The organism is Pseudoflavonifractor hominis (genome assembly GCF_014288125.1).
Taxonomy (GTDB): Bacteria; Bacillota; Clostridia; order Oscillospirales; family Oscillospiraceae; genus Pseudoflavonifractor_A; species Pseudoflavonifractor_A gallinarum.
The window spans coordinates 315,113-335,106 of sequence record NZ_JACOPR010000003.1 but is presented as its reverse complement, the minus strand read 5'-3'; the positions used below and the strand labels follow the sequence as shown (position 1 = coordinate 335,106).

Annotated in this window: 20 protein-coding genes; 8 read left to right on the top strand and 12 right to left on the bottom strand. The window is 65.1% G+C overall.

What is annotated here, in order from left to right; genetic code table 11:
• Positions 1-6 precede the first annotated feature (6 nt).
• Positions 7-1,029, top strand: a complete 1,023-nt coding sequence (locus H8S34_RS06870; RefSeq protein WP_186963438.1) for a hypothetical protein — start codon at positions 7-9, stop codon at positions 1,027-1,029.
• Positions 1,030-1,082: 53 nt separating this feature from the next.
• Here H8S34_RS06870 and H8S34_RS06865 read toward each other — a convergent pair whose 3' ends face one another.
• The 4 genes from H8S34_RS06865 to H8S34_RS06850 form a co-directional block, all read right to left on the bottom strand.
• The gene (locus H8S34_RS06865) at positions 1,083-2,219 is read right to left on the bottom strand and encodes a DHHW family protein (RefSeq protein ID WP_186963436.1); all 1,137 of its coding nucleotides are present in this window, start codon (positions 2,217-2,219) and stop codon (positions 1,083-1,085) included.
• A gap of 16 nt (positions 2,220-2,235) precedes the next feature.
• Positions 2,236-3,639: an MBOAT family O-acyltransferase gene (locus H8S34_RS06860; protein ID WP_186963434.1), complete on the bottom strand. Its 1,404-nt coding sequence runs from the start codon at positions 3,637-3,639 to the stop codon at positions 2,236-2,238.
• 83 nt (positions 3,640-3,722) lie between these two features.
• Entirely contained in the window at positions 3,723-4,439 is a 717-nt protein-coding gene (locus H8S34_RS06855) for a DUF4358 domain-containing protein (RefSeq protein WP_186963432.1), read from the bottom strand.
• 189 nt (positions 4,440-4,628) lie between these two features.
• Positions 4,629-5,804 carry an NAD(P)-dependent malic enzyme gene (locus H8S34_RS06850; protein WP_186963429.1) on the bottom strand — a complete coding sequence of 392 codons (1,176 nt, stop codon included), beginning with the start codon at positions 5,802-5,804 and terminating at the stop codon, positions 4,629-4,631.
• 214 nt (positions 5,805-6,018) lie between these two features.
• Between H8S34_RS06850 and H8S34_RS06845 the strand changes: the two genes are divergently transcribed.
• The 4 genes from H8S34_RS06845 to H8S34_RS06830 are packed head-to-tail and all read left to right on the top strand — an operon-like array spanning position 6,019 to position 10,126.
• Positions 6,019-7,221 (top strand): hypothetical protein, encoded by a 1,203-nt coding sequence (locus H8S34_RS06845; protein WP_186963427.1) that lies wholly within the window; start codon positions 6,019-6,021, stop codon positions 7,219-7,221.
• Positions 7,222-7,245: 24 nt separating this feature from the next.
• Positions 7,246-8,409, top strand: coding sequence for an aminotransferase class V-fold PLP-dependent enzyme (locus H8S34_RS06840; RefSeq protein ID WP_186963425.1), 1,164 nt, complete (start codon positions 7,246-7,248; stop codon positions 8,407-8,409).
• Positions 8,410-8,411: 2 nt separating this feature from the next.
• On the top strand, positions 8,412-9,083 hold the full coding sequence (locus tag H8S34_RS06835) for a response regulator transcription factor (protein ID WP_186963423.1): 672 nt from the start codon (positions 8,412-8,414) through the stop codon (positions 9,081-9,083).
• Positions 9,083-10,126, top strand: a complete 1,044-nt coding sequence (locus H8S34_RS06830; RefSeq protein ID WP_243207953.1) for a sensor histidine kinase — start codon at positions 9,083-9,085, stop codon at positions 10,124-10,126. The genes H8S34_RS06835 and H8S34_RS06830 overlap by 1 nt, the downstream gene beginning before the upstream one ends.
• Before the next feature lie 60 nt (positions 10,127-10,186).
• Here the strand turns inward: H8S34_RS06830 and H8S34_RS06825 are convergent, their stop codons facing one another.
• From H8S34_RS06825 to H8S34_RS06810, 4 genes are read right to left on the bottom strand one after another with little or no spacing between them, the layout of a single operon-like run.
• A complete protein-coding gene (locus H8S34_RS06825) occupies positions 10,187-11,671 on the bottom strand; it encodes a sensor histidine kinase (protein ID WP_186963419.1) in 1,485 nt (494 codons plus the stop codon).
• Positions 11,672-11,692: 21 nt separating this feature from the next.
• Positions 11,693-12,190: a hypothetical protein gene (locus tag H8S34_RS06820; RefSeq protein ID WP_186963417.1), complete on the bottom strand. Its 498-nt coding sequence runs from the start codon at positions 12,188-12,190 to the stop codon at positions 11,693-11,695.
• The gene (locus H8S34_RS06815) at positions 12,187-12,876 is read right to left on the bottom strand and encodes a response regulator transcription factor (protein WP_101691839.1); all 690 of its coding nucleotides are present in this window, start codon (positions 12,874-12,876) and stop codon (positions 12,187-12,189) included. The genes H8S34_RS06820 and H8S34_RS06815 overlap by 4 nt, the downstream gene beginning before the upstream one ends.
• A 42-nt stretch (positions 12,877-12,918) precedes the next feature.
• On the bottom strand, positions 12,919-13,521 hold the full coding sequence (locus H8S34_RS06810; protein ID WP_186963415.1) for a UBA domain-containing protein: 603 nt from the start codon (positions 13,519-13,521) through the stop codon (positions 12,919-12,921).
• Between the two features lie 195 nt (positions 13,522-13,716).
• Between H8S34_RS06810 and H8S34_RS06805 the strand changes: the two genes are divergently transcribed.
• Genes H8S34_RS06805 through H8S34_RS06795 form a run of 3 tightly spaced genes read left to right on the top strand, consistent with a single transcriptional unit; the run spans position 13,717 to position 14,827 of the window.
• Positions 13,717-14,127, top strand: coding sequence for a stalk domain-containing protein (locus H8S34_RS06805; RefSeq protein ID WP_180956750.1), 411 nt, complete (start codon positions 13,717-13,719; stop codon positions 14,125-14,127).
• Positions 14,128-14,171: 44 nt separating this feature from the next.
• Positions 14,172-14,432, top strand: a complete 261-nt coding sequence (locus H8S34_RS06800) for an RNA polymerase sigma factor (protein ID WP_186963413.1) — start codon at positions 14,172-14,174, stop codon at positions 14,430-14,432.
• A complete protein-coding gene (locus H8S34_RS06795) occupies positions 14,357-14,827 on the top strand; it encodes a hypothetical protein (protein ID WP_186963411.1) in 471 nt (156 codons plus the stop codon). The genes H8S34_RS06800 and H8S34_RS06795 overlap by 76 nt, the downstream gene beginning before the upstream one ends.
• Positions 14,828-14,900: 73 nt before the next feature.
• On the opposite strand, the gene H8S34_RS06790 is transcribed toward H8S34_RS06795, so the two are convergent.
• The 4 genes from H8S34_RS06790 to H8S34_RS06775 all read right to left on the bottom strand — a co-directional run bounded on the left by H8S34_RS06790 (position 14,901) and on the right by H8S34_RS06775 (position 19,868).
• Entirely contained in the window at positions 14,901-17,174 is a 2,274-nt protein-coding gene (locus H8S34_RS06790; RefSeq protein ID WP_186963409.1) for a 5'-nucleotidase C-terminal domain-containing protein, read from the bottom strand.
• 142 nt (positions 17,175-17,316) lie between these two features.
• On the bottom strand, positions 17,317-17,679 hold the full coding sequence (locus H8S34_RS06785; RefSeq protein ID WP_101691845.1) for a TIGR03792 family protein: 363 nt from the start codon (positions 17,677-17,679) through the stop codon (positions 17,317-17,319).
• Positions 17,680-17,794: 115 nt separating this feature from the next.
• Positions 17,795-18,718, bottom strand: coding sequence for a pseudouridine-5'-phosphate glycosidase (locus H8S34_RS06780; RefSeq protein ID WP_101691846.1), 924 nt, complete (start codon positions 18,716-18,718; stop codon positions 17,795-17,797).
• Positions 18,719-18,788: 70 nt separating this feature from the next.
• A complete protein-coding gene (locus H8S34_RS06775; RefSeq protein ID WP_101691847.1) occupies positions 18,789-19,868 on the bottom strand; it encodes a PfkB family carbohydrate kinase in 1,080 nt (359 codons plus the stop codon).
• Between the last annotated feature and the right edge of the window lie 126 nt (positions 19,869-19,994).

Genomic DNA, 19,994 nt, shown 5'->3' with positions numbered 1-19,994 from the left:
TGCGCCTTGTCATCCACGAAAAAATTCCTGCTCAGCGGCCTGGCCCTCTTCCTGCTGCTGGTGCTGACGGCGGGGCCGATCACCTGGATCTTTGCCCGCAAGTCCCTGGAGGGCCCCTGGGACATGACCAACAAGATCGGCGGGTTCTACAACGAGCCCCGGGGGGAGTTCACTGCCATGTTCTTCGGCTCCTCCCACATCTACGCCTCCCTCTCGCCCCTGGAGCTGTGGCATGAGACCGGGGTGAAGAGCTATGTCTTTGCCACCCAGCTCCAGCCCATGTGGGCCACCTATACCTATCTGAAGGAGGCCCTCAAGTACCAGTCCCCCCAGCTGGTGGTGGTGGAGTGCAACATGATGGGCAACAACACGGAGTACCACGACAACGGGGTGAACTTCTCCTACATGGACGACCTGCGCTTCTCCCTGGACAAGGTGGCCCTGGCCAAGGTATCCGCCCCCAAGGGGGAGCGGGCCCCTCTGCTGTGGAACTTCATGATGTACCACGGCCGCTGGGATGAGCTGGAGGAGGAGGACTACCACACCCGGAAGGAGGACCTCCACGACCCCTACAAGGGCTATGTGCTCCTCCCCGGACAGGCCGTCCGGCCCGAGACCATCCCGCCCGAAGAGGGGGAGAGCGGGAACTTGAGCGAGAAGAATGTCTACTGGCTCAACCGGATCATCGACCTGTGCCAGTCCCGGGGGATCGACCTGTGGCTCATCAAGGCCCCCTCCAACACCGCGCTGGAGGAGACCCAGCGCCTGCGCATGGAGGAGGTGGCGCGCATCGCCGCCGAGCGGGGGGTGCCCTTTGACGACTTCAACAACAGCTACCAGGAGATGGGGCTGACGCTGGACGACTTCTATGACCAGCGCCATCTGAACGGCGGGGGCGCGGTGAAGTTCACCGACTATTTCGCCTACCTGATGAACCGGCGCTATCCGGACCTCTTCGCCGAGTCGGAGGAAGCCGACTGGCAGGCCGACTATGAGGCCTATGCCGCCAAACTGGCCGAACTGGCCTGAGCGTAAGAAAAAGCGCATGTCCCGGTAGGGACATGCGCTTTTTGATTGGGTGTTTATTTGGCCAGCCAGACCAGGTTCTTGTCGGTGACGAAGTTGGAGACGCTGTAGAGGACCAGGGCCTCGTCGATGCCGTTCTCCTGGATGTAGTCGGCCACCGAGAGCTTGTAGTAGCGGGGGTCCACCAGATGGATCTCCGAGAAGTGGGCGGTCAGGAAGGGGACCAGGCTGTCGGTGTAGGAATCCCGCACGATGAGGAGCTTGGGGGCGTCGGTGTGGGGGGTGCGCACCACGGCCAGGGGCTGGTTGCCGCCCAGGAACATGGAGTACTTGTCCTTGACGCTCAGGAAGGAGGTGTCGTAGAGGGGACGCTCCTCCTCCACCGGGTTGCCCTTGTTGTCATAGGTGTGGGAGGTGACGGTGATGCCGTCGGCGGGCACATAGGTGTCGATGCAGTCGGGGCGGACCCAGCGCACGCCGGAGGAGGAGAAGATGGTGCCGCAGAAGGAGTCGGACACGGTGGTCTTGGTGTAGTTGGAGAGGGGCACGGCTTCCATTCCCAGAGCGTCCATGAGGGCGGTATAGCCGTAGTAGGCGCCCAGGCTCGTCCAGTGGTGGTCGGTGCGGTAGTAGATGTCCTCGTCGCTGTGGGCGTCCATAACAGAGTAGGTGTCATAGACCAGGGCGTTCTTCAGCGTGGAGGCGGCCTGGTCGATGACGGCCTTCTGACTGGCGTTGGGCGCGCCCTCGGGCAGGCGGTCGGACCAGATCTCCGCCGCGCCGGGAATGAGGGAGAAGTAGACGGGCACGCCCGCCTTCTGGGCAAACTGGTCCACATAGCTCAGGTTGTTGGCCACGTTCTGGGCGTCCGGGGTGTCAAAGCGGGTGATGAGGGTGTCCTCCTTGCAGAAGTACACGCTGTTGTTCTCCTGCTTGCCCATGGCTTTCTCGGTGCGGGCCTTCAGGTCCACCCAGGCGTCCCGGCCGGGGAACTGGTCGGTGGTGTAGGTCTCAAAGTCGGACATGAACTTGCCGTTGAGCACGGTCTCCACCGTGGGGGTGGGGAGCTGCTGAAGGGTGCGGTTCTCCAGCTGGGAGAAGGACTGGTCGGGGCTCACCGCGCCCGCCATCAGAAAGACCGCCAGGAAGGCGCAGAACAGAGCCGAGAGGAAGATACAGTAACGCTTGCTCATACAAACATACCTCCTATTAGAAACGGAAATAGAGGAAGGGGTTATAGGTGGCATCCACCAGATAGGCGGTGGAGAAGAGGAGACCGGCCAGCACCAGAATGGGGAGGAGGACCAGCCGGGGCCGCTCCCGGAGGCGGCGCCACAGACCCGCCCCCAGGGGCAGGGAGGCCACGCACCCCACCAGCAGGGTCAGGCCGTAGGAGCGCAGGTAGTAGCCGAAGGCGGGGTCGGCCAGACCACCCTGGGCCATGCCGAACATGGCGCCCAGGTAGGCCCCCATGTGGGAGAAGTCCTCCACAGCGAAGATGGCCCAGCTCACCAGTACGAAGAAGAGGGCGTAAAGGTGCTGAAGGGTGGCGGGCAGGCGCTTGAGATACTGGAGCAGGAAGAATTTCTCCACGATCAGCAGCACGGCGAAGTAGAGGCCCCAGATCAGGAAGTTCCAGCTGGCTCCATGCCAGATGCCGGTGGCGGCCCACACCACCAGGAGGTTGAAGAGGAGCCGGGGCTTGCTCACCCGGTTGCCGCCCAGGGGGATGTAGAGGTACTCCCGGAACCAGGTGCCCAGAGACATGTGCCACCGCCGCCAGAACTCGGTGATGGACTTGGAGATATAGGGGTAGTTGAAGTTGGGCATAAACTCAAAGCCCAGCATCCGGCCCAGGCCGATGGCCATGTCGGAGTAGCCCGAGAAGTCAAAGTAGAGCTGGAGGGAGAAGGCCACGATGCCCAGCCAGGCCCCCGCCGTGGTCAGCTCGCTCACGGGCATGGCCTTGTAGGCGTCCCAGAGCATGCCCAGGTTGTTGGCCAGCAGCACCTTCTTGGCCAGACCCACCACGAAGACCTGCACGCCGGAGGCAAACTGCTCCGGGGAGTGAGTGCGGTGCTCCAGCTGGTCGTCCAGGTCCTTGTACTTGATGATGGGACCGGCGATGAGCTGGGGGAAGAGGGTGACGAAGGTGCTGAAGGTGATGACGTTGCGCTGGCACCGGGCATCCCCCCGGTAGACGTCGATGGTGTAGCTCATGGTCTGGAAGGTATAGAAGGAGATGCCGATGGGCAGGCGGATGTTCAGCACCGGCATGAAGGGCAGGCCCACGGCCGCCAGGGACTGGGCCAGGAAGTCCCAGTATTTGAAGAAGAAGAGCAGGGCCAGATTGAAGATCACCGAGGAGGCCACCGCCATCCGGGCGCCCCGGTCATTGCCCTTGGCCTTGCACCGGGTGACCAGCATGCCATGGGTGTAGTCGATGGCGATGGAGGCAAACATGATGAGGATGTACTTGGGCTCCCCCCAGCCGTAGAAGATCAGGTTGAAGAGGAGGAGTACGGCGTTGCGCCATTTCAGAGGCGTCACATAATAGGCCAGAAGGACCACTGGCAGGTACAAAAAGAGAAAATACAGGCTGGAAAAGACCAATCACAATCACCTTCCAAAGGAAAAATAGCAGACGTCCGGGGCACGGCCGCCGCCGGACGCCTGCTTAGTATACCCGATATTTCTTACTTTGTATAGGTGTTGAAGGCAGAAACCGCCTCGTCGGCGTACTCGCTCACCACGAAGAGGACGTAGTTGCCATTGGTCACCAGCTGGTAGTTCTTCACCAGCTCATACTGCTCGGGGAGGTACTGGCTCCACTGCTGGTCCAGGGCATCCTGGCGGGCTTCCAGAGAGGCCTTCACGCTGTCCATCTTGCCATCCTTGACCTCGGCGATGAAGTACTCGGTGGCCGTCACATTGATGAGGGGGATCTTGCAGACATAGTCCACCAGATCGTCGGAGGAGATGCCGTAGACCGCCTCCAGCGTGGCGGCATCCACGTCGCTGAGGGAGGGGAGATCGGAGCTCTTGGCGATCTCATTCCACACAGAGTCCACCGCGGAGGTGGCGGGAGCGGGCGTGGGCGTGGGGGCCGGAGTGGGGGTGGGCTTGGCCGTCGGCTTCGCGGTGGGCTTGGCGGTGGGCTGCGCGCTGGGCTTGGAAGAAGGTGCAGCGCTGGGGGCGGAGGAGCTCTCCGGCGCGGCGGAGGGAGTGGCCTCGGGCGCGGGGGTCTCCGAGGGGAGGAGGCTCTCACTGGGAAGAGGCGTGGGGGTCTCCGAGACCACCGGCGCGGAGGGATCGGGCGAGGGCGTGGAGGGGGGCGTGGAAGCGCCGCAGCCGGTCAGAAGACCGGCGGTGAGGAGGCCGGCCAGGGCCAGAGAGGAAAAGCGGTGATTCATATGTGTCATAACTCCTTTTAAAAATACAAGATGAAATCGGATTTGCGCCGGAATCCCGGCTGCATGAAATTGGACGAGAGGGCGGGAGAAAAAGTTCCCGCAAAAAAGGACAAAGTTTCAAGGGGGCAAAAAAATCCCTCCGGCGCGTTGGCACCGGAGGGATTTTGCGCTGTGGTGTCGGAGGAGCGATCAGATCCGGGCCACGCCGGACTGACGGGCGGCCTCGGCCACGGCCTTGGCCACCGCGTCCTTCACGCGGGGGTCAAAGGCGGCGGGGATGATATACTCGGGGGAAAGCTCGTCCTCGCTGATGAGGGAGGCAAGGGCCTTGGCGGCGGCCACCTTCATGGCATCGTTGATGTCGCTGGCCCGCACGTCGAAGGCGCCCCGGAAGATGCCGGGGAAGGCCAGGACGTTGTTGATCTGGTTGGGGTAGTCGCTCCGGCCGGTGGCCATGACGGCGGCGCCGGCGGCCTTGGCCTCCTCCGGGAAGATCTCGGGGGTGGGGTTGGCGCAGGCGAAGAGGATGGGGTCCTTGGCCATGGTGCGCACCATGTCGCCGGTGAGGACGCCGGGGGCGGAGACGCCGATGAACACGTCGGCACCGGCCAGCACGTCGGCCAGGGAGCCGCTCTTCTTCTCCAGGTTGGTGACCTGGGCGATCTCCTCCTTGACCCAGTTCATGCCCTTCTCCCGGCCGGCGTAGACCGCGCCGGTGCGGTCGCACAGGATGATGTTCTTGGCCCCGGCGGAAAGGAGGAGCTTGGTGATGGCGATGGCGGCGGCGCCCGCGCCGTTGACCACGATGCCCACCTCCTCCATCTTCTTGCCCACCACCTTGAGGGCGTTGACCAGTCCGGCCAGGGTGATGACAGCGGTGCCGTGCTGGTCGTCGTGGAAGATGGGAATGTCGCAGCACTCCTTCAGACGGCGCTCGATCTCAAAGCAGCGGGGAGCGGCGATGTCCTCCAGGTTCACCCCGCCGAAGGAGCCGGCCAGCAGGCGCACCGTGTTCACGATGTCGTCCACATTCTGGCTGCGCACGCACAGGGGGATGGCGTCCACATCGCCGAAGGCCTTGAAGAGCACGCACTTGCCCTCCATGACGGGCATACCGGCCTCGGGGCCGATGTCCCCCAGGCCCAGTACGGCGGAGCCGTCGGTGACCACGGCCACGGTGTTCCACCGGCCGGTGAGCTCATAGCTCTTGGCGGGGTCCTTCTGGATCTCCAGGCAGGGCTGGGCCACGCCGGGGGTGTAGGCCAGAGAGAGGGCCTCCTTGGAGTCGACCGCCATCTTGGGGACGGTTTCCAGCTTGCCCTTCCACTGGGCGTGGAGCTTCAGGGATTCCTTTGCGTAATCCATGGGTCATTCCTCTTTTCATGGGAGAGTCAAAGTTGTCCGTCCAGGACGGACGGCGGCACGCCGCAGCGGACCGCGCCTTGCAGTATCCCCATTATACTACGGCGGGGGAATGGGATGCAAGAGGTGATGCAAGCGGGGCGGTTGCCCTTTACCGGGGAAAGGGGGCATGCTATAATATAAAGGATTGAATCCACAGAGAAAGGGGGCGCGGCCCTTGCGGAAAAACATTCTGCGGCGGATGACGCTGTGCGCGCTGGTCCTGGCCATTCTCCTGGTCCTGCCCTGGGGCAGCGCCGCCGGGGAGCCTGAGGTCTACCAGCTGGCGGTGAACGAGAGCTTTCTGGACAAGGACGGCCTCACCACCGCCAATATGCCCGTGGCGGTGGGGGGGACCATCTATGTGCCCTACACCGTCTTTGACAAGAACAAGAACAACACCGGCGTGGACCTGGGGATCTCCTGCCTGGAGTACAAGGACGCCGAGTCCCACGCCCTGACCATGTTCAGCCTCAAAGGGACGCTCATCTTCGACATCAACGCCCAGACCTGTCTGGCCAATGACGAGTATGTGGAGATGCGGGCTATTGTCCGCAATGGAAAGACCTTTGTGCCCGCCAACGGGGTGTGCCAGTTCTTCGGACTCCAGTACAGCTACCGCCCCACCGAGACGGCGGGGACCCTCATCCGCATCAAGAACAGCTATGCCACCCTCAGCGACGAGCGGCTGCTCAACTCCTCGGAGTCCTACCGGCAGGACCGGTATGACCGGTATATCCAGAGCCTGAACGCGGTGCCCACCGCCACGCCCACGCCCACCCCGTCCGCGCCCCCCATCCTCCCCGATCCCACGCCGGAGGTGCCCGAGGAGACGCCGGGACTGTGGGTCTATCTGGCGGTGCGCTGCGAGGGGGAGGATACCCGGCTGGACGGGGTTCTTACAGCCCTGAAGCGCAGGGGGGAGCAGGCCCTCTTCCTCTTCCGGCCGGAGGAGCTGGCTGAATTGGACGAGCAGGTGCGCCGGGTGATGGGCGCGGGCCACGCCGTGGGACTGTTGGTGGACGGCAGCGATGCCGAGACCACCCTCGCCGCCCTGGAGGAGGGCAACGCCCTGCTGGCCGATCTGGTCTGGAGCCGCAGCCACATCGTCTGCCTGGAGAACGGGAACGAGACCACCCGCCGGGCGGTGGAGGAGGCGGGCTGGCACCTGTGGAGCGCCAACCTGGACGCCTCGCCCTATGAGGGAACGAGCGCCATGAATGTGTCGGGCATCCTCTCCCGGCTGGAAAAGCGGCGGAGCACCGTGCGCATGGAGCTGACCGGCAGCGCCGCTACCTCTGCCTCGCTGGAGCGGCTGCTGTTACAGATGGAACAGAACGATTACCGCCTGCGCCCGGTGCTGGAGACCGAGCTGGGCTGAGAGAACAACGGAGGGACAAGCGCGATGAGACGTGTATACATGGACAACGGAGCCACTTCTTACCCCAAGGCCCCCGGCGTGGGAGAGGCCATGGCCGACTATATCCTGAATGTGGGGTGCAACATCGGGCGGGGGGACTATGCCGCCGCCTACGACGCGGCCTCCCTGGCCCTGGAGACCCGGGAGCAGGTCAAGCGCCTGGTCAACGGCCCCGGGGCCCGGAACGTGATCTTCACCCCCGGCTCCACCCACTCCCTGAACTATCTCATCAAGGGCCTGCTGCGGCCCGGGGACCGGGTGGTGACCTCCCCCATGGAGCACAACGGGGTGCTGCGCCCCCTCACCCAGCTCCAGGCGGAGGGGGTGGAGGTGGACTTCCTCCCCTGCAACGACAAGGGCGAGCTGCTGCTGGAGGAGGTCCCGGCCCATCTGACCCCGGGGACCCGGGCGGTGGTCCTCACCCACGCCTCCAATGTCTGCGGCACCATCCTCCCCATCGGGGCGGTGGGCAAGCTCTGCCGGGAGCGGGGGATCCGCTTTCTGGTGGACGCCTCCCAGACCGCGGGGGCGGTGCCCATCGACATGGAGGAGATGGGCATTGACGGCCTGGCCTTCCCGGGCCACAAGGCCCTGCTGGGCCCCCAGGGCATCGGCCTCATGGTGGTGACCGACGCCCTGGCCGGGGAGCTCACCCCCCTGGTGGCCGGGGGAACGGGGAGCGTCTCCCACGAGCTCACCATGCCCTCCTTCCTGCCCGACCGCTTTGAGGCGGGCACATTGAACCTGCCGGGGATCTACGGCCTCCACGCCGCCCTCACCTATCTGGAGGAGCAGGAGGAGGAGCTGCGGAAGCGGGAGCACAAGGTGGCCTGTCATCTCTGGGCCCGCCTCAAGGAGCTGGAGGAGGACGGCCTGCGCGTGGTGGGCACCGACGATCTGACGGCGCGCACCGGGGTGGTCTCGGTGGACTTCACCACCGGGGACAACGGGGAGATGGCCTTCCGCCTGGAGCAGGAGTACGGCATCTCCACCCGCTGCGGCCTCCACTGTGCCCCCACCGCCCACCAGACCCTGGGCACCTATCCCCAGGGGACGGTGCGCTTCTCGGTGGGCCCCTTCACCACCTTTGAGGAGGCCGACTATGTGGGCTGCTCGGTGGAGGAGCTCCTTCTGAGCAGCCGGGACTGACCATGGGACACACCATTTTTCTGGTGGAGGACGAGGCGGGCATCCGGCAGGAGCTATCCGCCCTCCTGAGCCGGTACGGCTACCGGTGTGTGACCACCGCCGACTTTGAGGACGTGGCCGGGCAGGTCTGCGCCTCGGGGGCCGACCTGCTGCTGCTGGACCTGAACCTGCCCCGGTATGACGGCTACCACGTCTGCCGGGAGGTACGCCGCCGCTCCCAGATGCCCATTATCGTGGTCACCAGCCGGGCCACCGAGCTGGATGAGCTCATGAGCATGAACCTGGGGGCGGACGATTTCCTCACAAAGCCATACAATACACAGATCTTGCTGGCCCGGATGGCCCGCCTTCTCCAGCGGGCCTGTCCGGGCGTGTCCCCCGCCGTGAGCCGGGGCGGGCTCACGCTGGACCTGGGCCGGGGCGTGGCCGCCCGGAACGGGGTGGAGGTGGAGCTCACCCGCAATGAGAGCCGCATCCTCCAGACCCTGCTGGCGGCCGAGGGGCGCATCGTCTCCCGCAATGCCCTGATGGAGGCGCTGTGGAAGTCGGACGCCTTCGTGGACGACAACACCCTCACGGTGAATGTGGCACGGCTGCGCCGGCGGCTGGAGGAGCTGGGGCTCTCAGAGGTCCTGGCCACCCGGCGGGGACAGGGGTATCAGCTGTGTCTCTGATGGAATATGTCCGGGACCGGGCGGGGGAGCTGGCCGGGGGCGCGGTGTCCATGGTCTTTGCCGGGGCACTGCTGATGGCCCTGGGCGTGGACGGCCGGGCCATCGGCCTTCTGGAGCTGGTGCTGGCCGTATGCCTTCTCCTGCCGCTGCTGGCCGATTGGCTGCGCCGGTGGCGCTTCTACCGGGCGGTGGAGGAGACCGGAGATGGGCCGGACGGGCTCTTTCTGCCCGACGCGCTGCCCGAGCCCGACTTCTGGGAGGGGGAGCTCCTGTGCCGCCGCCTGGGAGAGCTGGGCCGGGCGGGCAACGACCGGCTGGGCCAGGCCCGGCGGGAGAGCCGGGAATACCGGGAGTATGTGGAGACCTGGATCCACGAGGTCAAGACCCCCATCGCCTCGGCCCGTCTGCTGCTGGAGAACCACCCGGGGACCCTGGCCGACGCATTGGAGGAGGAGCTCTTTCAGATCGACCGCTATGTGGAGCAGGCCCTCTTCTACGCCCGCAGCGGTACCGCCGAGCGGGATTACCGGGTGCGCACCATGGCGCTGGAGGAGTCGGTCCGGGCGGCGGTGCGCCAGTATGCCCGGCCCCTCATAAGGGCGGGCTTCCGGCTGGAGCTGGGGGAGTGGAAGGCCACCGTGTACACCGACCCCAAGTGGGTGGAGTTCATCCTGGGCCAGCTCCTGGCCAATGCGGTGCAGTACCGCTCGGAGCAGCCGGTGCTGCGCTTTGCCTGCCGGTGTGAGCGGGACGCGGTGCTCCTCACCGTGGCGGACAACGGCATCGGCATCCCGGCGGAGGACCTCCCCCGGGTCTTTGACAAGGGCTTTACCGGGGCCAACGGGCGGCGGGCCGCCCAGCGCTCCACCGGGCTGGGGCTCTACCTGTGCCAGAAGCTGTGCGCCCGGCTGGGCCTTGCCATCCGGCTGGATTCCCAGCCGGGGCAGGGGACTGAGGTCACCCTGGTCTTTCCCCGGGGGCGGTTCCACCAGCTGGAGGACTGGGCGGGGAGCGCCCCGGCAGAGCAGATGCCCGTAGAATAAGAAAACGCGGCCCGGAATCTCGGAGGAGAGATTCCGGGCCGCATTTGTGTGCGGTTTGGCTCACGCGCTCTTGGACTGGACGGGCTCTCCGGGCTGGGCGGCCGGCGCGGGGAGGACCACCGTCATGCGGGTGCCCACCCCCTCCCAGGAGACCACCTCGAACCAGCCGCCGTGGCGCTCCACGATCCACTTGGCGATGGCCAGGCCCAGGCCGGTGCCGCCGGTCTGGCGGGTGCGGGACTCATCGGTGCGGTAGAAGCGGTCGAAGATGTGGGGGAGGGAGGCGGCGTCGATGCCCTGGCCCTCGTCCTGCACGGAGAGGCGGGCCTCGCCCCCCTCGCAGGAGACCGACAGGGTGATGGCCCCACCGGCGGGGGTATACTTGATGGCGTTGTCCACCAGGATGCGCAGGGCCTGCTTGATGAGGCCCACGTCGGCCACCACGGGCACCGGGCCGCCCCACCGGGACTGGAAGCGGTGGCTGCGGTCGATCATGCCGGTCTCCTTGAAGACCTCGGCGGCGATCTCGGTCAGGTCAAAGGACTCCATCTCGATGTGCATGGAGTCGTTGTCCCCCCGGGCCAGGAAGAGGAGCTGTTCCACCAGCTCCTTCATGGAGTCGGCTTCGCTTTTGATGGCGTCGATGGCCTCCTGCCGGGTGGTGGGGTCGTCCTTGCCCCAGCGGTTGAGGAGGTTAGCATACCCCTGGATGACCGCGATGGGGGTGCGCAGCTCATGGCTGGCGTCTGAGACAAAGCGCATCTGGGAGCGGTAGGCCTCGTCGATCCGGTCCAGCATGGCGTTGATGGCCCCGGCCAGGATCTGGAGCTCCTTCTGGGTGCCCGGCACCGAGATGCGGGTGTCCAGATGGGTGGCGTTGATCTGATCCAGCTTGCCGGCCAGGGAGCGCAGCTCCTCCGGGGACATGGCCCCGGGATGGCCCAGCCGGTTGGCGGCGGCGGCCAGCTCCTGGATGGGCTTGAGGGTGCGGCGGATGGTGCCCGCGTTGCGGAAGAGATTGCTCAGCAGAGAGAGGAGCTGGAAGAGGAGCAGCAGGCGCAGAGCCACCCCCATCACGGTCACCGGGCCCTGGATGTCCAGCCGGATGGCGTAGGGCTGTCCCTGGCTGCTGCGCAGCTCCACAGTGTAAGTGGCCCGGGTGAGCTGGGGGAGCCCCTGGCCGGTGGACGTCCCCTGGAGGTCGATGGTGTGGAGGGCATTCTCCAGCCCCGGGAGGGGGGAGACCAGAGGATAGGAGAGGCCCTGGGGCGGCCGGTCCAGGGCGGTCACGGTGTAGTCTCCCGCCGACATCCACACGGCGGCCTCGGCGGAGGGGACGCCCCGTTCCTCGACCAAGGCGGCGATGTCGGCGCACTGGTGCTCGGCCCAGAAGAGCATGCCCCCCAGGCACAGGGCGGCCAGCAGCAGGTCCATGACCAGATAGATGCCCAGCAGGCGGAAAAAGAGTTTGGTGTTGAGCCGCAGCACGATGGAGGACTTGATGCGCTGGAGGGGCGCGGCTGTCTCACGGGGAGATCGGGGCATACCATCACCTCTCTCGACGGATCATGTGTGAAACTCCAGCCAGGTCAGCACGGGGGGGAGGAGCTTTTCCGAGGTGAAATCGCCCCCCTGGACCAGAACGGTGTGCATGACCCGCTGTTCCGGCTCCTGGGACTTGGCGGTCATGCGGAGCATGGGCTGCATCATGAGCCGATACATCCCCCGCACCCGGTCGGGGGCGTATCCGCCCCGGAGGTAGAAGAGAGGGGTGCTGCCCAGACGGTGGGCGGCGGCCAGTCCCTCCACACCCTCAGGGGGCATGGGTGCCAGTCCCACGGCGCAGACGGCCTGGACCTCCCAGCGCTTGCGGGCCTGGGCCAGGCCCTGGATGCGCCCGGCGCACAGCCAGCCCAGATAGAGCACGCCCGAGCCGGGAGCGGGGAGCTCCTTCCGCTGGGAAAGGTCATAGGCGGGGATGCCCGAGGCCCGGGCCAGCATCCCGGCGTAGCGCTTGGTAAAGCCAGTGTGGCTGGTATAGACAATGGCAGTGAGTTTTTTCATTTGGTACCTCCTCCGGTCTCCCGGATCACATAGCCCACACCCCGGACGGTGTGGATCAGCTTTTCGCCAAAAGGCTCCTCCAGCTTGGCCCGGAGGAAGCGGATGTACACATCCACGGCGTTGGTCTCGCCCACATAGTCAAAGCCCCACACGTGGTCCAGGAGGGACTCCCGGGTGACCACCTTCTCCTTGTTTTCCAGCAGATAGCGCAGGAGATCAAACTCCCGCCGGGTGAGCTCCACGGCGGTGCCCTGCATGGTGACGGCGTGGCGGTCGGTGTCCATCACCAGACTGCCCGCGCGCAGGGTGCGGGTGGGCATGGGGGCGCGCTTGCGCAGGGCGGAGCGGATGCGGGCCAGCAGCTCTTCAATGGCAAAGGGCTTGGTAATATAGTCGTCGGCCCCCGAGTCCAGCCCGGAGACCTTATCCACCACGGTATCCCGGGCGGTGAGCATGATGACGGGGACCTGGCTCTCCCGGCGCAGGCGGCGCAGGACCTCCATGCCCGAGAGGGCGGGGAGCATGATGTCCAGCAGGATCAGATCAAAGGCGCCGGAGAGGGCCCGTTCCAGGCCGGTGCGGCCGTCAAAGGCCTTTTCCACCTCATACCCCTCATAGCGCAGCTCCAGCTCCACCATGCGGGCCAGCTTTTCCTCGTCTTCCACCAGCAGGATGTGTTCGGACATAATGGATTCTCCTTCTCGGTCCGGACGGGGCCGGACCGGTGATCAGTCTTTGGGGGGACGGCGGCGGAAGGACTCCTTCCAGTCCTCCACCGTGTCAGAGACGGCGCCCAGGGCCCCGTTGAGGACCTCCAGGTTCACATGGGGGCTGGCGAGCCGGTAGCGGCAGCCGGCCACCAGGCCGATGAGCAGCAGGGGCAGGGTGATCCAAAAGGCGAACATCACCGCCAGAAGCAGGATGAGAAGGGGCACGGCGGTGAGCTGCCGGCCGTCCTGCCAGATCTCCAGCACGGAGCTGGGGCGGAGCACGTCGCCCACCGCCCGCAGTCCCTCCCGGATCTGCTCCCAGAAGGCGTCGCCGCTGTGGGTGCCGTTCCGCTCCTCCCGCGTCCGGCCCCGGTCGGAGGAAGCGGTGGGAGTGGCGGCGGGATGGGCGCCGGGCCGGGTGGAGTAGGTCCCCCCACCGCCGGGCCGGAGCCGGCCTTGCCGCTCCAGTTCGATGAGGGCGTCCAGCAGATCGCCGTGGCAGCGCTCCAGCAGGTCCCGGGCCTCCTCATAGGAGAGACCGCTCTTCTCCCGCAGGCGCTCTACCTGTTCCAGTGTGATCTCCATGCCGCAGCACTCCTTTCGCCCCTGTCCTTCTCTCATAGTATACGGTACCAGGGGAGAAAAGGGATTTAGATTTTCTGAAATTTTCATTAAAATGGGAGGACACAGCCCCATTGTACCCCAGGGGCCCGGAGGGTGCAAGCAAAGAAATTGCCGTTTCCGTGCAACAAAAGGGGCGGCTGGATTGTATATCAGACAGAACGGCCAATGGGCCGGAAAGGATGTGCAGTCAATATGAAATATCATCAGATGATGCTCACCGCCGCCTGTGCGGTCAGTATGATGCCCGCGGCGCTGGCAGCCGCTCCCATTGCGCCCGCGCCCGTCTCCGCCCCTGCCGTGACCGTGGAGGGGACGGCGGTGGATCTGGGGGGAGCCGCCCCCTACCAGGAGAACGGCGTGTGGATGGTCCCCCTCCGGGCGGTGGCCGGTCCCATGGGCTATGAGGTCACATGGTGCCCGGAGGACAACGGCGTGCTGGTGGCAGACGAGGCGGTGAAGATGAACCTCACCTACGGGGTGGACAGCTATGCCCGGGCCTCGCAGACCGCGCTGGGCATGACCGCGCCCCAGTCCTACGGCGCCGGTCCGGAGGCCTGGGCGGAGGGGGTTGCCCCGGAGACCCTGGAAGGCTTCCTGGCCTGAGCAGAGCTCCGCCGGGAAAGAACCCTTGGAAAGGAGGAAGGAAGATGGAAGATACGGCAGTGGAACAGGCGCTGGAGGCCCACGGCGCGGCCATCCTCCATCTGGCCTACGCCTATCTCCACGACCGGAGCGAGGCGGAGGACGTGCTCCAGGACACCCTGGTGCAGCTGCTCAGCCGGGCCCCCGCCTTTGAAACTGGAGCGCGGCGGCGGCCTGTCTGGCCGTTGCGGTGGCCCTGGGCGGCTGGGGGCTCACCCAGGGGATTTCCTCCCCTGCACCCGCGCCCACTCCCACCACCGGGGTGAGCGTGGGAAACCCGGTCCAGCCGGCAGAGAATCTGGATGCCCTCCAGAAGGCGGTGTCCTTCCAGATCCAGCTGCCGGAGGAGCTGCCCGAGGGATGGACCCCGTCAGCCTATACCGCCATCGGCGGCGTGCTGGCCGAGGTGCGCTATACGGACGGAAGCGGGGAGACCGTGCTGGTCTACCGCATGGGCGAAGGAGAGGATGTGAGCGGCGACTTCCAGACCTGGGCCTGGACCGATACCGTGGAGACCGGGGACGGACCGGTCACCCTGAAGGGGGACGGCACGGCGGTCTTTCTGGCGGTCTGGGTGCGGGACGGCCTTGCCTTTTCCCTCCAGAGCCAGCAGGGCATGACCGCCGAGGCCATCCTGGCCGCGGCGCAGTCGGTGAAATAAGTTTGTAAATAAGCGAAGAGCTCCCCGCGCCGAAAAGGCGCGGGGAGCTTTTTTAACGGGATGGGATTTGTGATTATTTCTGCGCCATCAGGGCGGCGATGGCGGCATCGGCGTCCGCCTGGGTGAGGGTGCCCTGGGGGGCGAACTGGTTGTCCTCACCCACGGGGAGGTACTTCTGGATCACGTTCCACATGACGCCCTCGCTGGCCCAGGGGGAGATGGAGGAAGCGTCCGCGTAGGGGATCTGAACGGCCCAGGCGCCCTGGGGACCCTTGTCCAGCGCGGCGGCGGCGTTCATCAGCATGACCGCGGCCTGCTCCCGGGTGATGGGGGCGTTGGGGTTGAACTTGCCGGTGCCGTCACCGGAGATGACCTTCTGACCGGAGAGCCAGAGGATGGCGGTGTTGTCCGCGATGTCAGTGAAGGGCTCGTCGGCGGGAGCGGCGAGGGTCTCAGCGTCGGCGGTCATGGCCTGATAGAGGCTCTCGGCGAACTGGAGACGGGTCACGGTGTCGGCGGCGGGAGAAGTGCCGGCGTTCAGGGTCCAGTGGCTCTTGGCCTCGGGCGGGGTGATGTCCTTGCCCTCGGCGGTCATGGCCTTGATGTACTCCGCGATGACCAGGGTGACCGAGCCGCCGATGGAGCCGAACTCCTCGGAGACAGAGCCGTCCCACAGCACCGCGTCGGTGCCCATGGTGATGCCGGTGGTGGCGTACCAGCCGAACTCATCGCCGGCGGCGTTGGCCGACAGGCGGTAGGAGTTGAGGGCCACCTTGAAGGTCTGGTCGTCGGTGACGGGCTTGCCCTGATAGGTGAGGTTGACCACCCGGCTGCCCTCGGGGTTGCCCATGTAGATGTCATAGTCCATGCCGTAGAGCTGATCGGTGCCGAAGCCGCCGCCGGTGATGGTGCCGCCGGCCTCCACGGTGAAGTCCTTGGTGCAATCCTCCAGCCAGTCCTTGATCTGCTTGCCGGTCATCTGGATCATGTAGATGAGGTTGTTGTCGTACTTATAGAAGGAGTAGCAGTCCTTCAGGCTGATGGGGGCGGAGTCCTTTCCATCCAGGAGCTGGCCGATGCAGAAGTCCTTGTTGGCCACGGGAGAGGCCAGGGACAGGTCCGCGCCGGTGGCCCACAGCTGGGCCTCGTGGACCAGGTTCATGGTGTCGCTCTGGACGTGGAAGAGGTCAGTCTCGTCGTCCCAGTCGCCGGAGAGGGTGCCGATCTGCTCAGTGATGAAGGGCAGGGTCCGGTCATAGTAGGGCTGCATGAGGGCCTTGAGGCCGGCGTCGTTCTCATAGGTGGTGAGGTCCAGGTTCTCGCTCTCACCGATGGTGAAGGTGCCATCGGAGCGGATGGTGACCGGCGTCTTGGTGAGGGTGGAGGTGCCGCCGTTGACGCAGGGGACGGTCTGGCCGTCGGCGTTCTTCATCTCGGTGACGCCCACCTTGTGGTTGTGGCCGGCGATGACCATGTCGATGCCGGTGGTGTTCTCCACCAGGTGGCGGACCTGGTTCTCGGGGGAGAAATCGGTCTTGCCGGTCTCCACGGCGTCGCCGTCACCGGCGCCCACCAGACCGCTGTCCTCGCCGGAGTGGCTGGCCACGATGACGAAGTCGCAGTCCTCCTTCTCCCGCAGCTCCTTCTGCCAGTAGTTGACCCACTCGTAGGCATAGGTGCGCTCGGTGTTGTCCTTGTGGACGAAGTCGGAGCCCTCATAGTGGGTGGGCAGGTCCCAGTTGGGAACGTTCACGTTCTCAAAGCCCAGGATACCCACCTTGAACTCGGAGCCGCCCACATCGAAGGTCATGACCTTGTAGGGGGTGAGGTTGGGCTCCTGGGTGGCTACATTGATGTAGTTGGCGCACAGGGCGTCCACCGGCTTGCCGGGGTACTTGGAGCTGGTGTCGGAGAGCATATCGTAGAAGATCTGCTGGGTCTCCATGTCAAAGTTGAACTCGTGGTTGCCGGGGACAAAGGCGTCATAGCCGATGTAGCGCAGGCAGATGGCCATGGGGTTGTCCTTGCCGCCCTCCATGTTCATGTTGTAGCTGATGATGGAGCTGCCCTGGATGATGTCGCCGTTGTCGATGAGGATGGTGCCGTCCATGGCGGCGCGCTCCTTCTCCATGGCGGTGGCCACCTTGAGGTAGCTGTTCTTGACCTCTTTGCCGTCGATGGGGTTGAGGTCGTAGCACTTGCCGTGCATGTCGGTGGTGGAGTAAATGCCGATTTCCAGGGAGGCCGGTTCGGCGGCCAGGGCGGGGACGGCGGCAAAGCCGGCCGCCAGTGCTCCGGTGAGCACACAGGCGGTCAGACGCCGGGCGGTGCGAGAGGTTCCTTTCATGACAATGCTCCTTTCCTGTTTGGTGGACTCATGGGGGTCTGCTGGCCACAGTATACCATAACCCGTCAGAAATGACAAATGCAAAGAAAAGATCCGGTGTGTTCTTGTGCAGAACACACCGGATCGAAAAGAGAATCAGAGATTAGACATTGGACATCTCGTAGCACTTGAAGTTCTGGTTCTTCTTGAACTTGAACTCCATGCTCAGCAGGTGGCCCTCCATGCGCTGCTCCATCTGCTGGTCCAGCTCGATGCACCAGCCGGACTTGTCATGGCTCTGCCAGATGTCGTAGTCGGCCCAGTAGATGACCACATTGATCTCACCGGGCACGTCCCGGCTGATCCAGATCTCCTTGCCCAGGAAGCCCTCGGAGACCTTCAGGCGGCTGGTCCAGACCTCGTCGTCCAGCTCGACCCAGCGGTCGACCCAATCGGGGGAGACCATAACGCGGATCTCCTCAACGGCGATGGGCTTTTCCAGCTTGTTGATGTGCTTGAGTTCCATGTGCGCTGCCCCTTTCTGCGGACGGATATGCCCGTCTCTCTATTTAGTGGTACTATACTACTAAATAGTATACCAGAAGAAGGGGAAAAAGCAAGTGGATTTTTGTGCAGAACCGTCAGTTCAGAGCGGAGAGGGCGCAGGCGGTCCGGGCGGCCAGACGGGCGTTGTTGAAGACCAGCTGGATGTTGGAGTCCAGGCTGCTGCCGCCGGTGATCTCCTTGATCTTGGCCAGCAGGAAGGGAGTGGTGGCCTTGCCGTGGATGCCCTGGGCCTTGGCCTCGGCCACGGCGTCCTCAATGGCCTTGTTGATGACGGCGGGATCCATGGAGTACTCCTCGGGGATGGGGTTGGTCACCAGCATGCCGCTGCGGAAGCCCAGGTCCAGGCTGGTGCGGAAGGCGGAGGCCAGCTCCTCGGGGGTGTCCAGCTGGTAGTCCACGCCGAAGCCGCTCTTGCGGGTGTAGAAGGCGGGCAGCTCCTTGGTGCCGTAGCCGATGACGGGCACGCCGTGGGTCTCCAGGTACTCCAGGGTGAGGCCCAGGTCCAGGATGGACTTGGCGCCGGCGCAGACCACCATCACGGGGGTGTTGGCCAGCTCCTCCAGGTCGGCGGAGATGTCCATGGTGGTCTCGGCGCCCCGGTGTACGCCGCCGATGCCGCCGGTGGCGAAGATCTGGATGCCCGCCATGTGGGCGATGATCATGGTGGTGGTGACGGTGGTGGCGCCGTCGGCTCCCTTGGAGACCAGCACGGCCAGGTCACGGCGGCTGGCCTTGTTGACCTTGGTGCCCTCCTTGCCCAGGTACTCGATCTCTTCATGGGTGAGGCCGGCCTTCAGGCGGCCGCCGATGATGGCGATGGTGGCGGGCACGGCGCCGTTCTCCCGGATGATCTCCTCCACCTTGAGGGCGGTCTCCACATTCTGGGGATAGGGCATGCCGTGGGAGATGATGGTGGACTCCAGGGCCACAACGGGCTTTCCGGCGGCAACCGCGGCGGCAACTTCAGGGGCGACGTCCAGATACTTGTTCAGATTCATTTGAGATACCTCCATAGATCGTAGTGGCATTTCTAATTTGCAGCAGGGGCGCACCGTGTGCGCCCGCGGGTCAGGCGTTCATTCTGGCGTTTAAGGTCTCGGCGTTCAGGGCGGGGTTGATGGTCTCGGCGCTCTCCATGGCGATGGAACCGGCGGCCAGGGCAGCCCGGGTGGTGCCCAGCAGGTCGGTGCCCTCCAGATAGGCCCAGGCCACGGCGGCCATGGCGGCGTCCCCGCAGCCGGTGGTGTTGACCATCTCCCCCGGGAAGCAGGGGACGTGGACGCGCTCGTGGTGGTCGGCGGCAAAGATGCCGTCCCCGCCCAGGGAGATGAGCACCCGGCGCAGTCCAGTATCCAGCAGCACGTCGGCGGCCTGGTTGAGGCTCGCCTCATCGGTGATGGACACCCCGGAGAGGAGCTCGGCCTCGATGCGGTTGGGCTTGAGGGTGTGGAGCTTGCCCAGCACGGGGCGGAGCTTCTCGGCCTTGGCCGTAGACACCGGATCGGAGAAGAGGGGGACCTTGGCGTGATGGGCCAGCCAGGCGATGGTCTCAGCGGGCAGGTTGGTGTCGAAGACGATGAGCTGGGCATTGTCCAGCAGGGCCTGCCGGGACTGGAGATAGGCGGGAGTCACGTGGGAGTAGATCTCCATATCGGACACGGCCAGGGCCATGTCCCCCCGCTCGTCGGCAATGAAGAGATAGGTGGAGGTGGCGGCCCCCTTCACCTGGAGGGACTGGGAGATGTCGATGCCCAGCTCTCCACAGGAGGCGGCAATCTTCTGGGCGTACAGGTCGTCCCCGAAGGCGGTGAGGAGCCGGACGTCCACCCCCAGAAGGCTCATGTTGTGGGCGATGTTGCGCCCCACGCCGCCCAGGCTGATGCGCACCTGACCGGGATTGGAGTCCTGGGCCACCAGCTTGTGGGCGGGGCGGCCGCCGATGTCCATATTCACCCCGCCGATGACCACGGCGTAGGGGGCGGTGTGGACGATGTAGCCCTTGCCCACGATGTATCCTTTTTTCATCAGATTGGAGATATGCACGGCCACCGAGGACCGGGTGATGCCCGCCTTGTCTGCCAGCTCCTGCTGGGAGATGAGGGGATTCTCCTCGATCCATCGGAGCAGCTGCCGTTCCCGCTGGGTCATGGCGCTCACTCCTAAACAAAAGTAAAGTAAGTAATCTTGTGCTTATATAATAATGCCGCCTGGGCCGGATGTCAAGGGGAAAGTTCTGCTGAAAGAGCAGAAAAAGACCGGACCTCCGGGGAGCGG

Coding starts and splice junctions, on each gene's coding strand:
- H8S34_RS06865 (WP_186963436.1), bottom strand. CDS start 2,219: ATGAGCAAGCGTTACTGTATCTTCCTCTCGGCTCTGTTCTGCGCCTTC.
- H8S34_RS06855 (WP_186963432.1), bottom strand. CDS start 4,439: ATGAATCACCGCTTTTCCTCTCTGGCCCTGGCCGGCCTCCTCACCGCC.
- H8S34_RS06850 (WP_186963429.1), bottom strand. CDS start 5,804: ATGGATTACGCAAAGGAATCCCTGAAGCTCCACGCCCAGTGGAAGGGC.
- H8S34_RS06840 (WP_186963425.1), top strand. CDS start 7,246: ATGAGACGTGTATACATGGACAACGGAGCCACTTCTTACCCCAAGGCC.
- H8S34_RS06835 (WP_186963423.1), top strand. CDS start 8,412: ATGGGACACACCATTTTTCTGGTGGAGGACGAGGCGGGCATCCGGCAG.
- H8S34_RS06830 (WP_243207953.1), top strand. CDS start 9,083: ATGGAATATGTCCGGGACCGGGCGGGGGAGCTGGCCGGGGGCGCGGTG.
- H8S34_RS06825 (WP_186963419.1), bottom strand. CDS start 11,671: ATGCCCCGATCTCCCCGTGAGACAGCCGCGCCCCTCCAGCGCATCAAG.
- H8S34_RS06820 (WP_186963417.1), bottom strand. CDS start 12,190: ATGAAAAAACTCACTGCCATTGTCTATACCAGCCACACTGGCTTTACC.
- H8S34_RS06815 (WP_101691839.1), bottom strand. CDS start 12,876: ATGTCCGAACACATCCTGCTGGTGGAAGACGAGGAAAAGCTGGCCCGC.
- H8S34_RS06810 (WP_186963415.1), bottom strand. CDS start 13,521: ATGAGAGAAGGACAGGGGCGAAAGGAGTGCTGCGGCATGGAGATCACA.
- H8S34_RS06805 (WP_180956750.1), top strand. CDS start 13,717: ATGAAATATCATCAGATGATGCTCACCGCCGCCTGTGCGGTCAGTATG.
- H8S34_RS06800 (WP_186963413.1), top strand. CDS start 14,172: ATGGAAGATACGGCAGTGGAACAGGCGCTGGAGGCCCACGGCGCGGCC.
- H8S34_RS06790 (WP_186963409.1), bottom strand. CDS start 17,174: ATGAAAGGAACCTCTCGCACCGCCCGGCGTCTGACCGCCTGTGTGCTC.
- H8S34_RS06785 (WP_101691845.1), bottom strand. CDS start 17,679: ATGGAACTCAAGCACATCAACAAGCTGGAAAAGCCCATCGCCGTTGAG.
- H8S34_RS06780 (WP_101691846.1), bottom strand. CDS start 18,718: ATGAATCTGAACAAGTATCTGGACGTCGCCCCTGAAGTTGCCGCCGCG.
- H8S34_RS06775 (WP_101691847.1), bottom strand. CDS start 19,868: ATGACCCAGCGGGAACGGCAGCTGCTCCGATGGATCGAGGAGAATCCC.